Origin of the sequence: Lactobacillus sp. W8172, assembly GCF_016102055.1 — a bacterium.
Taxonomy (GTDB): domain Bacteria; phylum Bacillota; class Bacilli; order Lactobacillales; family Lactobacillaceae; genus Lactobacillus; species Lactobacillus apis_A.
In genome coordinates this window covers 1-16,185 of record NZ_JACFPG010000002.1, presented here as the reverse complement: position 1 = coordinate 16,185, position 16,185 = coordinate 1, and the positions used below count along the sequence as shown (strand labels likewise).

Sequence of the window (16,185 nt, the reverse complement as noted above, 5' to 3'; positions counted from 1 at the left end):
TTATTATGGTTTGGATTTATGTGCAATTTTGAATACCCAGCTTTAGAAATTTTCAAGAAAGATTATCATTTGCTTAACTACTTTAACCTTACTTAATAAATGTCGAAGTAAATTAAAGAACAATTCTAAGCGCTCTAACAAAGTCATTTTCAAATAAATGACTCTGTTTTTGTGCCAAAAATCATCGCAGAAGTCTGCGATATATTTGCATAAAGTGCTGTAGCACCTTGTTTACTAGCTGTGAATAAAAATATGCTTTTTCCACTTAATATGGAAAAAGCTTGTAATTACAAAATATTGATAACAGTTTAGTATAAATAAATGTAAAGGGTTTCAAAATAAGGAAGTGAGAACAGGTAATGAAATTTTCAGCTAATGACGTTTATTTGGACGTCAATGAGCAAAGTGTTGATTCCTTTTTAAAGTATGCTTCGCAAGTTGCTTGTAATGCAGGTTTTGCTGCAGATGCAAGTGAACTAGAGCAAAGCTTTTTGGCAAGAGAACAAGAATATCCAACTGGGTTAGAAGACGGTTTTGCAATCCCACATGCAAAAACGGAGACAGTCAAGCGGCCAGGTTTTATCTACTTCAGATTGACCACACCACTTGATTGGCAAACATACGATGACAAGCCGGTGACGGATGTATTTGCGTTGATGGTGCCACCAGAAAATGCTGGGGATGAGCACTTGAAAATGTTAGCAAGTTTGTCTACTGCCTTACTTGAGGATGATTTCAAACAAGAGTTACGTCAGTTGACCTCTAAAGAAGAGATAGCCAACTTTATTAATCAAAAGATTGGAGAATAACTATGAATGTAGTAGGAGTTTCAGCATGTCCAGCTGGATTAGCCCATACTCCAATGGCAGCTAAAGCCTTGGAAAAAGCGGGTAAGGAATTAGATTGGAATGTCAGAATTGAGCAACAAGGGATGATGGGTCCAGTTAATCCAATTACTCAAGCAGAAGCAGATGCAGCTGACTTTGTCTTGATTGCATCTGATCAAAAAATCACTAGTATGGAACGTTTTGAAGGTAAACCAATTATTCGAGTAGATATCAACACCTGTATCAAGGCACCTAAAGCTGTCTTGAAGAAGTGTGCTGCTGCGGTTAAGAAGGAGAACTAAAAATGAAGAGAATTTTGAAAGAATGGGAAGGAGCCATTATGAGTGGGATCTCTTACATGATCCCGACAGTTATTGGTGGTGCGCTAGTTGTTGGTGTTCCGCAATTAATTGGTATGTGTTTTGGTTATGGTGACCTTTCTAAATTTGCCAAAACTGGTGGCTTTTTCCACTTGCTTTATCAAATTAACTCCGTTGGTTGGATAGGTATCGGCCTAGTTAACCTGGTTATTGGTGGCTACATTGCCTATGCGCTTGGTGACAAACCAGCTTTGGGAGCCGGCTTTATCGGTGGACAATTAGCAACCAATAACCAACTTGGCTTCATCGGTGCGATTGCAGCTGGTTTGATTGCAGGTTATGTTGCACGTTGGTGCCGTAAAATCAAAGTTCCAGAAAAGTGGAATTCAGCTATTGAATTAATTGTTATGCCACTTTTAACCGTTGGTTCGGTTGCTTTGTTTGTTGGTGTAGTCTTAACACCGCCACTTGCCTGGCTTAATAATGGTTTAACCTCATGGGTTAAGTTCATGGTAGAACAAAAGACTAACGCTATTTTGTTAGCTGCCATTATGGGCGCCATGATTGGTTCAGACCTTGGTGGTCCTATCAACAAGGCAGCTTGGGGTGTAGGTAACTTCTTCTTTATCGAAGGAATTTACCAACCATGTCTCTATACTAACATCGCCATTTGTGCAATCCCAATGGGTTACGCACTTATGAGTTTCATTTGGCCTAAGAAGCGTTTCTCAGCAGAATTGCTAGAGATGGGTCATAACAACTTAATTATGGGTACATTTGGAATTACTGAAGGAGCTATTCCATTCATGATGAAAGCTCCTCAATTAATCATTGTAAACGTTATCGGTGGTGCACTTGGTTCAGCAGCAGGTGCATGGCTAGGTGTTAAATCACATATCCCACCTCTAGGCGGTTTACCTGGAATTTTAACAGCCGACAATATTTTAGCTTACCTCGGCGGAATTCTAGTTTGTGCTTTGTTCATTGCAATTGTCGCTCCATTAGTTGCTGACTTTACTGACAAAGATTCTACACCTGGTGAAGAATCAATGAGTGATGATGATATTGAATTAAACATCCAATAATATGAAACCGAAAAAACTATAGTTGGGAATCAAATCAATCTTTTCTAGCTATAGTTTTTTATTTTTAGGAGAAAAAATGGTAAAAAAAGTTTTTGTCGTTCCACATACTCACTGGGATAGGGAATGGTTCTTTACCTCAGATCAAGCGAAAGTATATCTACTAAAAGATTTAAAAGATGTTCTTGATTATCTTGAAGCTTCAGGACAATATGGTTCTTTTTTGCTGGACGGTCAGTCTTCACTAATTGAGGATTATTTAAACTGGCGTCCGCAAGAGCGAAAGCGGGTTGAGAAGTTAGTTAAAGAAAAGAAACTAATTCTCGGACCATGGTATACCCAAACGGATCAGTATCTAGCTTCTGGGGAAAGCATTATTAACAACTTACGTATTGGAATGAAGCAGAGTGATGAATTAGGTGGGCATATGAACGTTGCCTATGTTCCTGATTCATTTGGTCAAGAATCAAGTATGCCCCAAATATATCAACAGCTTGGTATTGATGATGCTGTTTTGTACCGTGGCTTTTCACTTGATGATACTAAGCAATCCGAATTTACTTGGCAAGGTGAGGACGGCTCAGAAATCAGTGTTTTCCGGATGGCCTGTGGTTACTTTATTGGCGGCGTAGTCGATGAAACTAAGCTAGCCCAGTTAATGACTGAAGAACCATTTAAAACAGTTGTTGACCAAGCTTCAACTGATAATGTGCTATTTCCAAATGGCTCTGATATGGCACCGTTACGTTTTGATCTACCTGAGTTTATCGAGCGGCTTAATCAAGCAAATAAAGGAAAGTTCACTTTTGAAGTTGCTTCACTCGAGGATTACATTACAGCTGTTAAAGAAGCTAAACCTGAATTGCGACTGATTACGGGAGAGCAGGATTGTGGCAAGGACATGCGTGTTCATAAGTCAATCTCATCTTCACGTGCCGACTTAAAAGCCCTCAACACCAAATTGCAAAATTATCTTGCAAATGTCGTAGAACCAGTTCTTGCACTAGGAAGCTATTTTGGCATACCTTATCCAACCAAAACGCTTGAAGACTTGTGGAAAAAAATGGCTAAGAATGCAGCACATGATTCAATGGGAAACTGTGTGTCTGATCGGGTAAACGCGGATATTAAAGCACGCTATCAAAAGGCCGAAGATATAGCGACTGCGCTGGTTGAAGTAACTTTACGGCAAATTTCCACAGGTGTTAAAAATGATGGTCACCCAATTACACTGACCGTTTTCAATACCTTGCCAGTTGAACGCGGCGGTGTGATAAGCAAACGGATATATTCCCCAAGTCGTAACTTCAAAATTCAAGATTATAACGGGCAAAATATCCCCTTTGAAATCACTGCTGTCAAAGATGTAACTGAGTTAATTACGTCCTCAACAATTCAACTTGATCCAGGTCAAGCAATTTATTTACCGGAAAAAGTGTATCAGCTTGATGTGAACATGCAGTTAGCAAGCATCCCCGCTTTTGGTTACAAACAGTTATCTTTACTTTCAGAGCAGGACCAGGAAATTGACTTACCAACAAGACAAACTGGAACCAAGATTGAAAATGAGTTCTATCAAATTTCAGTAAATGTTGATGGTAGTTTAGACATTTTGGATAAACTGAATAATCACTTATATCGGAAACAAGCAATCTTAGAAGAAAATGGTGATGATGGTGACTCCTACAACTATTCACCTGCCAAACAGGATTTAGTTAGTTACTCAACAGCACAACCTCATCGCTCACAATGCATCCAAAATGCACTAAGCAGCAAATTAATTATTGACTATGATTTTAGTGTACCGAGTGATTTGGCTGCTCGGGCTAAGGGCTTGACTGATGTGAAGATGCCAACGCAAATGATAGTGACACTTGATCAGGCATCAAAGCTGATCAAATTTGAGCTTAATGTCGATAACAGACTGCCAAAGAGTCACCGTTTATGCATCGATTTTGACAGTGAAGTAGTTACTAATACAAGTATTGCCGACATTCAGTTTGGTACGATAAAACGTCCGCTAAAGAAGAAGCAAGCTTTAAAAGACTGGCACCAAAATCAAGGTGCATGGCAAGAAAAGCCAATTTCGATTAACACTGTTCAAAGCTTTGTTGCGATGTCCGATCATGAACGTGGGCTTGCACTTATTCCACAAGGAGTTCGTGAATACGAATGTATTGGAAAAGACAACGCCACAATTAGATTAACTGTTTTCCGGACATATGGAATGCTAGGAAAACGCGACTTGCTCTATCGACCGGGAAGAGCATCGGGGGATGAAACCGTGCCAACGCCTGAGGCTGAACTAAATCAGCACTTATCCTTCGAGTTAGCCATGACAACCATGCAAACTGGCTATGATCAGGCTGCTTTGGCTAGCGAGGTTAAAGCGTTTGAGACACCACTACAGGTCTATCAATATGCGGAATTTTTGAATGGTCGATTAACTTTTCCATTCAATCCGGTTAAGCGAACAGCTGATCCTGAACTCAGCCTCTTTAAGACCGATGACCAGTTAGTTATCAGCACGGTTGAACAAACAGAAGAGGGCACAGGCTATCAAATGAGATTGTATAATCCGCTGTTTCATCCTGTAGGTGACAAAATTACGTTTAATAAGCAACCACAAGTGGTGCAACTAGTCGACTTATTAGGAAACAAAATTGCGGATTTGCAGGTAGACAACCGGACAGTTGTTCTGCCAGAAATTAATCACGCTAAGTTCATGACAGTTTATTTTGAATTATAGGAGAAATTATGGTTAAAGCATATTTTGTAAATCACACACACTGGGATCGAGAATGGTATTTCACTACTCAGGATGCTCAGGTTTTAAGTGATCAATTGTTTACACAAGTTTTGGACGAACTTGAGGATCATCCAGAAGCAAACTTTACTTTGGATGGCCAGATGTCAATTGTGGACGAGTATGTCGAAATTCATCCTGAAGCCAAGGAGCGAATTCACCGTTTAGTTAACCGAAAGCAGCTATTCATTGGACCATGGTATACCCAAACAGATGCAATGGTACCGAGTGCTGAGTCGTTATTGCGTAACTTGATTATCGGTATTATCGACGCAAGAGAAAATTATGGTGAACCAATGATGTTAGGTTATTTGCCTGACACTTTTGGCTTTAATGCCAACTTGCCAATGATTTTAAATCAAGTGGGTATCCATGACTTTTTATCTTGGCGTGGGACGAATTTTAAACGACAAACTAATTCTGTATACTTTAAATGGAAAGCAATAGGTGGCAAAGCTGTCTTTGCGGCTAATTTCCCACTGGGGTATTACACCGGTCAAATCGATTTGGAATCAAAGCGCAACTTACAAGATTTTGTCAAAAATCGCTTAGATAAGGGAATTGAATTTGAAGCATTAAATGGCAATAATGATGAGGTTTTGGTTCCTTCTGGAATCGATCAAATGAACATCATTCATGATGTTTCAAAAACAATTGAAAAAGTTAACGAGCTTTCGCAAAATGATGTCGAAATTAGTACATATCCACAGTTTATGAACAAGTTACGTTCTAAGAAACTACCAGAATATCAAGGGGAATTAAGATATCCAACTTATTCTCGAGTTCACAGGACAATTACATCGGTTAGATCGCGTAATAAGCGAAGTAATTTTGAACTTGAACAAGCTATTACCAGACGTTTAGAACCACTTATGGTAATTGCCAAGTATGCAGATATTCCAATTTCAAATGGAATTGTGGTTAAACTGTGGAAATTATTATTTGAATTGCAACCACATGACACTTTGGGTGGAAGTGTTACTGATAATGTTGCAGTTGACATGGAGCACCGGATTAAGCAAGCAAACGAGATTGCTGATGGTGTGGAAAACTATATTAAGAAGAGAATCGCACAACGGTTAAATCTGTCTGATCACGATGTCATTGTCTTTAATACTGATCCATACGAGTTTAATGGACGCAAAACAGTTGAAGTAGTTAGTCAAAGTAGTCAAGTTAAATTCCCAGCAGAGAATAAGGCTGTGATTGTGGGCAAGGAAGAAGTTAAATCGCGTCCACATATTATGCAGTTAACGCCAAACGGCTATGAATTTAAGGATGAACCAGGCTACTTTAAACTCAAGGTCAGTCTAGAAGTAAAAATGGCTGGTTTAGGTTATCAAGTGCTGCATTTCGAGGATAGTGATCAAGCAGTAGACGAGTTCCAAAGCATAAGTGGAAAATCAATTGGTAATCACCGGGTTCAACTGGCCTTTGAAGATGGTGCCTTTTATTTAAGCACTAAATACAAGACATTCAATGATGTTATTAGTATTTATGATCAAGCTAATGATGGTGATACCTATGATTTCTCGCCACTTCGATGGGATGAAGAGAAGCAACTTGATTGGAATGGAACAATCAAAAAAGAAGTTGCTGATGGAATTGAAAGATTGATTCTAACTGGCACATGGCAATTACCGTTTGATTTGGAAGACCGGGTTGACAACGAAGCGCCTAAAACAGTTGATGTGAGCTATCAATTAATTTTAACGATAGCAGCCACTTCGGATGTGATTTCAGCCAAATTAACGATTGATAATCAGGCTTTGTCACATCGCTTACGCTTGCGTCTAAAAACTGGTATTACGACTAAGGCGGCACACGCGCAGATTCAAGGTGGTTTTCGTCAAACAGAAAATGAAGCGATTGATGATAACTGGAACGATGAATTTGTTGAAAAACCAGTTAACATTTATATTTTTGATCGTGCAGTCGGCTTACATGATAAGAAAGACGGTCTCTATTTCTTTGGAACTGGTCAAAAGGAATATGAAAAAGTTGACGGTTCCCTTTATATCACGCTTATGGCAACTACGGGACAACTGGGTAAATCAGACTTATTGTGGCGTCCTGGACGTGCATCTGGAGACACAACTTCTGTTGGCCATATCATGATGCCAACGCCGTTAGCTCAAGAAACTGGAGCTAATGAGTTCTCGTTTGGTTTGTATGCCCCAAGTAATGCTGAGCTTGCAGAAAATAAACTGACAAAAGTAATCAGCGATTGGTATGCCCCATCAGTTAGTTACCAGATGCAAAAATATAATCTCTTTGTTAATCGTCTTGATAACAAGTTATGGGATATTGAATTTTCACCAAAATTAACCAAGATTGAACAAACTGAATCTTGGCTAAATATCAAGCAAAATGTTGAAGTTTCAGCACTGTATCCTGCATACACAATTAAAAACAACTTGGTTCTCCGTCTTTCAAATCCGACCGCAGAAGTAGTTGATGTTTCTTATCTAAAAGACGCTGGCTTTACTGTAGTGAACGGTTTGGAAGAGATAATTGACCAGGATTACCAAATTGCCCCTTATGACATGTTGACCTTGATTAAGCAAATATAGCAGTTTGTAACTTATATAACTAAATGAGAAGAAGTGAATGTATGAAACTATCTTATAAACGATTGGGAATGATCCTCGAATTTTTATTAAATAATTCCGCCAACCGCTACGTTTCTGCCTCCTTTTTAGCTCAAAAGTGCAATGTAAGTACGAGAACAATTAGATCCGATATTCAAGCATTAAACCGTGAATTAAGCAGCTTGCAAGTTGAAATAAAAAATAAGCGAGGCGAGGGCTTTTACCTAAGTGATTTTGATAAAAAAACTGAGCAAAAGCTAACGGAATTGGCACGAAGTGATTTGCCGGCTTCAAGTTCAGGTGAGCGAATTGCTGAAGTTGAGCAGTACTTATTGGTTAATAGTCGTGTTAAATTAGATGATCTGACAGAGAAGCTGTTTATCAGTGATAATACCTTCTTCACATACTTGGTAACAATTAAGAAAGAGTTCAGTGATTTTGGACTACGAGTTGTGAAAGATGGAGATGAGTATTATGTTGACGGCTCTGAATCTGCCAAACGCAATTTTATTATTAGTAAACTTATTAATAAGAAGTCGAATAGCTATATCGTTGACTTTACAGAACGCGAGAAGAGTATTTTTGCTAACTTAGATTTGAACTTGTTAAAAGAAACGGTGCATGGTTTTTTACGTCATTATAGTTACCACTTATCGGATATTAATACTAAAAACATTATCTTGCATCTTGCCTTAGCAATCTCGAGAATTAAGATGGGTTACCGGATAGAGACTGGTAATTCGGTGGAAATTAAGCTTCCGGCTCAGAGCGCTATTCAAAAACTGTTTCAAAAATTGGAAGCAGAATTCCAAGTGGAGTTCAATCAAGTAGAAGCCAATGACCTAATTTATCATTTTGCTTTGAATTATCCTGAATGTGTAAGTGAAAATGATCACGTTAGTATAAAGGACAATATTAATAGTGCCATTACGATTTTTTTGGAAAATATCAAAAAAGAGTTTGCAATCGATTTATTAGATGATCGTGAACTGCGGGTTAATTTGACGCAACACTTGACCAATCTAGTGAAAATTAAGACGGTTAATGGTAATCGGAAGAATCCGTTGTTAAACGTCATATTGTCCACTTTTCCCTATGCGTATGAAATTACGGCTTATTCAGCACCAATTTTGGAGCACATGCTCAATTTAAAATTGAATGACGATGAACTCTCCTTCATTACGCTGCATATAGGTGCATCGATTGAGCGGCAGGGAAATCTTTCGTCTCAAAAAAACGCTGCACTAATTTGCGGGAATGGAATTTCAACAGCTGCACTTGTACGTGCAAAATTGCAAACTCAATTTGCGTCCTTTTTAAATATTACGGGAACTTATACCTATGATGAGTATCTAGCAGGTAAAGCAAGTGGTAATGACTTTCTTATTTCGATGGTGCCTTTGACTGATGACACGGTACCAGTGATTCAAATTGATTTAACTAATTTTCACAATGATATCTTGCAACTGTCTGAATATTTGAAATCACTTAATAATCCATACCGCGCGATTAATAAGCTGTTTGATGAGGAAAATATCTACTTAGTGCAAGAACCGTTATCCAAAGCGCAATTACTCGATATGCTAATTAAAAACTTAGAGCGTAAAAAAATTGTTAACAAAGATTTCAAACAACGTGTAGACGAACGAGAAAAGATGTATTCAACCGCAATTGGTGGAAAAATAGCTATCCCGCATTCCTTAGGCTATGCTACGAAAAAATCAAAGGTATCTTTTGCTCGCTTAGATAAGCCAATCAAATGGGATGAAAAAAATGAAGTTAAATATGTATTTCTCTTGGCAATTGCCCGTCAAGATTATCTAAGTGTCCAGAAATTATTTGATTTCATTGTTGATTTACAAACTAATCTAACTTTTCGCAAAATTATTGATAAGAGCTCAAGTCCCAAAGAAATTAAGCACGCAATTAGTTCATTAATTAAATCAAGCTACTGATAGTACAAAAAATAATTAATCAGCGAAACGAACTTTTTTAGCAGTTCGTTTTTTGCTAGTTTTAAGTAAAATTGTTCTATACTGAACTTGAAAATAAGCTTGAAGTTAAAGGGTTTTGTCATAGCATTTAGCCTCAACTAAGACTATATTTTTAAAAACTATAGCCAAACTAAATGCTCTTGAGTGAAGAATTACACAATGATAGAATTGTGCGACAAGGAGATGAAGCAATGAAATTAGAAAAAGCAATGACAATTTTAGGATGGGTTGCCTCTGTGACGGCAATTATTATGTATGTGTCCTACATTCCACAAATTATTAGTAATCTGAATGGAGTTAAAGGCAATCCAATCCAGCCACTCGCTACAGCAATTAATACGCTACTATGGGTTATTTACGGGCTCTTTAAAGAAGAGCGTGATATTCCAATAGCTGCCTGCAATGCCATCGGCTTTGTTTTCGGCTTAATTGCGTTTTTCACTGCTCTATAAGAGTTAAATATTGAAAGGTCATTCCTACTTTAGGGATGACCTTTTTATTTGCTGTTGTAGTTACTGATTTATTATACAAATGCCAAGATGAAAGACCGTAAAATTAAACTTTAGTATTTCAGATATTATTCGCATTTCTGGCTCGAATAACTTTGATTCAAATGGTCCAGCAGCAATGGTTCAGAAACTTGCACGTAATGCATACTTCAAAAATAAAGAAGGCATTATGTGCTAACAGCTAAGAGGGGGTTTCAAACCTGACGACCTACGGCATTCGGATGATTGGTAATAGTGAATTTCATGAACTCAAGAATGACAAGCAAATAATGTACTTGCAGCAGGAGTAGCAGCTAATGCTGTTTTAGGTCTTGATACATACATTTATAACGGTGATGGTCAACGGATTAATAATTTTATCATAAAAGCTGATTCTGAAATTACAACTGGTGAGACTGTTCAAACCCATGGTGCACTTGTTGCTATTAGTGGCAAAGCATATACTCAATTGGTAGCAAGCAATTTATCAAGCAAACTGCATTTGAATAAAATTAAACTAGCTATTTAGAGCGCAATAACTATTTAGTCAAAGCAAAGAAGCTACTAACTAATTTAAGACAGGAGCTTCTTTTTTGCTTAATTAACGTTATTTTATATTTTGTATTAGACAAAAACCATATTTATTAGCGATTAGTAATAAAAAGTATATTTATAAACATAAGCTATACGTAATTATAAAAAGTAAAATATCATCAAAGGTTATATTAATAACTTTGTTTATTATCTTTTAGCAAATGTTAATAAATACACAGATAGTAAATTGCTTAGAATTAGATGATATTTATTTTTATCTTTAATTTGCCGGTAATAATATAAAATGGTGATAAGTAGCCGATAATGTCTTAGGTATTTAGAAAATAAAGGAAGTACATCATGAGGCTTATGTAATTTGGTTCATTAGATTTAGCGTTCTGTTTACCTTTTATAACTGAATATAAAAATAATATAAAAACACCTTTATATTTATAAATAAAAATGATACGATTTATTTTGTATACATAAAGTTATACATAGAGTATAGAAGTAAACTATAAGATGTAATGCTGATGAGAGGACGTAAATGAAAAAATATAATAAATCCAATCCTACTGAGGAAGTCAAAAATACCAATTATAGAATGCATAAAGGCAAGAAGGGCTGGCTAGTCAGCTATTCACTTTTAGCGTTTATATTGGGCGGAGTTTATACTAGTAGTACTATAACTACACCTGTTAAAGCCGCTGAAGTTGAGACTCAAAGTGGCGTAAAAAATGCCGATCAAGAAGTACTGAACGAAGTTGAAGAACGGTCGCTGTCTAATGCTAAGCTAAATGCGGCAGCCACTTTAGATAATGAGGCTGATAGTGTTAAAACAGCTATTAGTAGTGATCAAAGACTGTCAGAAGACGAAAAAGCTACTCAAATTGCGACTATTGATAGTTTGGTTAATGATGCCAAAATTAAAGCTAACGAAGCTACTGATCTGGTGAGTGTTAAAGAAATTATAGATCAGACAATTACCAATATTAATGCTAGCTACCAAAGTGGAAATACTTCAGCAAGTGATTCTGATAATGCAAAAGTTGAAAAAGCGCCTAAAGTAGACAAGACTCAAAAGCCAGTCACAAAAAAGGTAAACTTATCAACTTACAAGGGTCTAAGCTCATTCTTTAAGACAGTTGATGGTGCTAATGATAATTTAGCTAGTTCGTCAATTAAAAAAGATGTTAATAGAAAAGCTAGCTCTATGGTAGCCTCAAATGTCGCAGCAAATGCTGAATCAGCTAAGTTAACCAGTGTAGATGCTAGAGACAGTGAACCAGCAAATTCTGCTAATGAAGCAACTGTTGCTAGTGATAAAGATGAAAAGCGTCCAGCTTTCAATGATCTTTTAGGACAAGCAAGTGGTAAAACAGAAACCTCTGTTGACGTTCCTGTGCCGGAGCAAGTAACCAATCCGGATAAGTCAATCTCAAGAGATGTTGCAACTTTAGAAGAATTGGCAGCAGCTTGGAATAATGCAGCTGTTACTTATGTTAATGTTACTGCTGACATCGCTTATGACTACTATGCTGTTTTTGGTATTCGTGCTGCAGGTGCAAGTTTGGTAATTAATGGTAATGGCCATACCATCGATATGGGGAATCAAAATTTTGAATATCAAGAGATTTCGTATAGAAGATCGCCAGTTACATACCTCACTTTAATCAATACTCACTATAAACAGGGATTCAGTGGGTCGGTGAAAAGTAATAAAAAGGCCCTAATATACACATCTGATGGTTCTAATTTAGCTGTTAACTTCGATAATATCAGATTAAGTGTTACTGAATCTTTGGGTTATGAATATCATGCTATTAGAGCTGTCAGGGCAAATAATTCAAGAGTAACCTTCTCTGGTAAGAACGTTTTTGTTATTGCTAATGAAGTAGTTCGTGGAGCCGGAAGTATATATATTGCAAATGATAGTTCAGTTATAATGGAACGAACTGAAGGTGCAGTTGCGGGCGACGACGATGACGACGTTGACCCAGACGCTCCAGCAGGAGTAGATTCTGAAAGTGGTGAATTTGCTTTCACTAGTCGTGCACCTGAGGGTTCAATTGGTGAAGGTAATCAGTTTGTAATGGGTGACCGTTCATCTAACGCAGCGGGAACACTAAAGGGTGTATCTGCAGACTTCCCTGCACTATATAGATACGTATATAGTGTAAAAGTTGGTGATGATGTTTCTTGGATGCAAGAAGGTTTCCAATACTTCATTGATGGTACTAGAGCAGGTACAGGAGCAAATTATGCTACTTATGTGTTTGGTCAAAACTTCAAATTAGACTGTCCTGCAACCACTAGAGGTGGGGCAATTCAACTAAGAAGAAACCAATCAATGCTCTTTAATGCCGGAACAACGATGAGAATCAACCAGAGGGCAGCAAACCGAGCAATTATTAACTTGGCTAATAATTCGAGTGTAACCTTCATTTCACCAAAAGAACTAGATTTATCTGTTTCAGGGCAAAATGATGTACCTGCAGCTTCAAGACGAGGGGTTGTAGCCGGAAGTGGTAGTCTAAGAATTAACAACTCAAGTATTAGAACTTGGGATGGAACCAATTCCTCAACCAATATGCCTGAAGGTCAATACACTGGCAGGTTCACCAACATGACCATCACAAATGGTAAGGCAACTGTATCATCAACATCTGGTTCAATTAATCCAAATATCATGAGTGCATATACGCGTGAATTACGGACAGATGCAATTGCTCCGGGTAAGGTTAAGGTACAATTCATTGACCAAACAGGTAAGCAAGTAGGACAGGATTATGAGCTACCATTTGGTGGGAAAGGTACTCTGTATGAAGATGCTTATATTGGCCAAGCAATTCCGTTAGTTAGCCAGGATATTGTTGATCATATTCCAGCAGGCTACATGTGGGCTTTAGGCAATCAGATTTACGCTGGGGCTAAGGCAGACAAACAAAGTGGTGGTTCAGGTAAAGGTGACCAAGGTGATGCCGATGGTCAAGCAAACATAGCTTACGTTCCAATGGACACGGACTCATACACATATAAGGTCTATGTTTACGGTGTCAAGCAAAACGTGACCTACAAGTATGTTGATGTTAACCATCCAGACAAGGTTTTAACACCAAAGAATATTGCAGGAACAGAAGCAGACAACGGCTTAATTACAGCAAACTACGGTAACACCATTGATTGGACAAATAAGTACTATACAGAAACTAATGTGCCAGCAGGCTACCACTACAAGATTGATGCAGCTAACCAGCCAGCAACAATGGTGGTTTCAGACAATAACCCAACAGTAATATTGTATGTTGAGGGTGATGAACAAGAAATCACACCAACTTATATCGACGCAAATAATAATGCTTTAAGTCCAGCCAATCCAATCGTAATTAAAGGTAGAACTGGAGATACCATCACAATCCCAGATGGTCCTGAAATACCAAACATGGCAGTTAAAGCGGTTATTTTTAACGGTACCCCAGTATCTGTTGGCTCAACTTTTGAAATGCCAAATCAAAAAGATTTAGGGGCAGATCAAAAGTACACTTTAGTTTACAAATATGAAGATTTAACTGCTTTAAGGAATAATGCAATTACCGAAATCAATAACAAGTTAACAGAAGTTAAACAAGAGATTGATAATGATAGTTTTCTAACTGACGATAAAAAACAGGCCCAAAAAGCAGACGCAGAGAATCGCGCAAAAACAGCTATTGATGCAATTAATAGTGCGACTACAGCTAGTGGCATAAATAAGATTGTTGAAGAAGCTTTGCCTGATATTGAGAAAGCACATGTTCCTGGGACCCTTGAAGAGTTTAAACAACATTATAAAGATCTTCTTGATCAAGAAGTTTCAAGAGTCAAAGGTATCATTAATACCGATAAGACATTAAATAGCACAGAAAAAGCTGCACAAAGTACGGCAGCAGAGACGGCTGGAACAACTGCTAAGGAAGTAATTGATCAGGACACAATTACAACTGCTGAACAAGTACTTGTTGCATATAACGAAGGTATAGACAATATTAGAGCAGCTCATCAGTCAGTTGACTTGGCAAACGCAAAAACAATTGCTAAAGGAAAAATAGATGAGAAGGTTCGTGAAACTAAGACTGAGATTGATAATGACAGCAATTTAAGTGATGCTAGAAAGAAAGAGCAAAAAGCAAATGCTGAAGCAGCTGGAGCAAAAGCTAAGAATAATATTGATTTAGCTACTACTGGTGATGAACTAGAAAAAGCACTAAATGATGGACTAAGAGAAGTTGAGAATGCCCACGTAAAACTCAGTCTAGATGAAATAAAGAGCGATGCTTGTGCTGATATTGATAGAGTAGTTGCGGAAACTAAAGCCAAGATTAATGCTGATAAGGCATTAACAACTGAGGAAAGAAACACTCAAATTGCAAATGCTGAAGCAGCAGGCATCTCTGCTAAGGATAAGATTAATGCAGCTACAACAGGTGAAGAAGTAGCCAAAGCTTTGGATGCTGGTATAAATGCTGTAAAAGATGCATATAAACAAGGCAATCTTGCTGATGCAAAATTAAGAGCTAATGGTGCAATAGATGCTGAAGTAGCTCTAGTTAAAGAAAAAATTGATGCTGATAAGCACTTACCAGCTGATAAAAAGAATGCTCAGAAAGCTGCAGCTGAAAGTAAAGGGGTAGCAGCTAAGAACAAGATTAATGCAGCTACAACAGGTGATGAAGTAGCTCAAGCTTTAGCAGATGGTATAGCAGATGTTGATAGTGCATATGTAGCTGGAACGCTTGCCGATGCTCAGCAAATGGCTAAAGAAGAAATTGACCGTGAAGTAGCTAAATATAAAGGTCTAATAGCGGCTGATAATAATCTAAGCGCTAGTGAAAAGAATAAACAAACGGCAAATGTTGAAGCTGCAGGTGCCACAGCTAAGAGCAATATTGATAGTGCAACAAGTTTTGAAGAAGTAGAAAAGGCTCTTTCAGATGGTAAAGCTGCAATTGCAGCAGCTTATGTACCAGGCGATCTTGATGGTGCTAAAGCTAAAGCCAAAGCTGAAATTGATGCTGAAGTGAAACTTGTTGAAAGTTGGATTGATGCTGATAAGATTCTAAGTGCAGCACAAAAAGCTAAACAAAAGCAAGATGCACAAGTAGCGGGTGAAAAAGCTAAAAATGATATCGACGCTGCAACAAGTGGTGAAGGTGTAGCTCTTGCACTTAGATATGGTAAAGCAGCAGTCGATGCAACATATGTGGCTGGAACACTTAAAGATGCCAAAGACAACGGTAAGCAGGCTATTGCTGAAGAAGCAAGCAAGGTCAAAGGAAAAATTGATGCCGACAACCTGCTAACTACTGCAGAAAAGGTCAAACAGAAGCAAGATGTTGACAAGGCAGTAGCAGAAGCAAACGCTGCAATCGATGCTGCAACAAGTTTTGAAGAAGTCGCTAAGGCAGTAGAAGATGGTAAAGCTAAGATCAACGCAGCCTACAAGCCAGGTAAGGACTTAAGTGACCAAAAGGCTAATGCTAAGCAAGAAATCGCAGATGAAGCTA

8 protein-coding genes and 1 pseudogene are annotated in these 16,185 nt (G+C 37.9%); all 9 read left to right on the top strand.

Annotation, left to right across the window (positions count from 1 at the left end; genetic code table 11):
- Positions 1-359 precede the first annotated feature (359 nt).
- A complete protein-coding gene (locus H3R21_RS03595; protein WP_074425736.1) occupies positions 360-809 on the top strand; it encodes a PTS sugar transporter subunit IIA in 450 nt (149 codons plus the stop codon).
- 2 nt (positions 810-811) lie between these two features.
- Positions 812-1,129, top strand: coding sequence for a PTS fructose transporter subunit IIB (locus tag H3R21_RS03590; protein ID WP_046307502.1), 318 nt, complete (start codon positions 812-814; stop codon positions 1,127-1,129).
- 2 nt (positions 1,130-1,131) lie between these two features.
- Positions 1,132-2,232: a PTS fructose transporter subunit IIC gene (locus H3R21_RS03585; protein ID WP_046307501.1), complete on the top strand. Its 1,101-nt coding sequence runs from the start codon at positions 1,132-1,134 to the stop codon at positions 2,230-2,232.
- Between the two features lie 76 nt (positions 2,233-2,308).
- Positions 2,309-4,978 (top strand): glycoside hydrolase family 38 C-terminal domain-containing protein, encoded by a 2,670-nt coding sequence (locus H3R21_RS03580; RefSeq protein ID WP_198183091.1) that lies wholly within the window; start codon positions 2,309-2,311, stop codon positions 4,976-4,978.
- A gap of 8 nt (positions 4,979-4,986) precedes the next feature.
- Positions 4,987-7,608, top strand: coding sequence for an alpha-mannosidase (locus tag H3R21_RS03575; RefSeq protein WP_198183089.1), 2,622 nt, complete (start codon positions 4,987-4,989; stop codon positions 7,606-7,608).
- Positions 7,609-7,649: 41 nt separating this feature from the next.
- Positions 7,650-9,581 carry a BglG family transcription antiterminator gene (locus H3R21_RS03570; protein ID WP_198183087.1) on the top strand — a complete coding sequence of 644 codons (1,932 nt, stop codon included), beginning with the start codon at positions 7,650-7,652 and terminating at the stop codon, positions 9,579-9,581.
- Positions 9,582-9,811: 230 nt separating this feature from the next.
- Entirely contained in the window at positions 9,812-10,072 is a 261-nt protein-coding gene (locus H3R21_RS03565) for a SemiSWEET family transporter (protein WP_046307494.1), read from the top strand.
- Positions 10,073-10,445: 373 nt separating this feature from the next.
- A pseudogene (locus tag H3R21_RS07545) lies at positions 10,446-10,637 on the top strand (SLAP domain-containing protein); the annotation flags it as partial.
- Positions 10,638-11,189: 552 nt separating this feature from the next.
- A partial coding sequence (locus tag H3R21_RS03555; protein ID WP_198183085.1) for a DUF1542 domain-containing protein occupies positions 11,190-16,185 on the top strand: 4,996 nt, incomplete at its 3' end.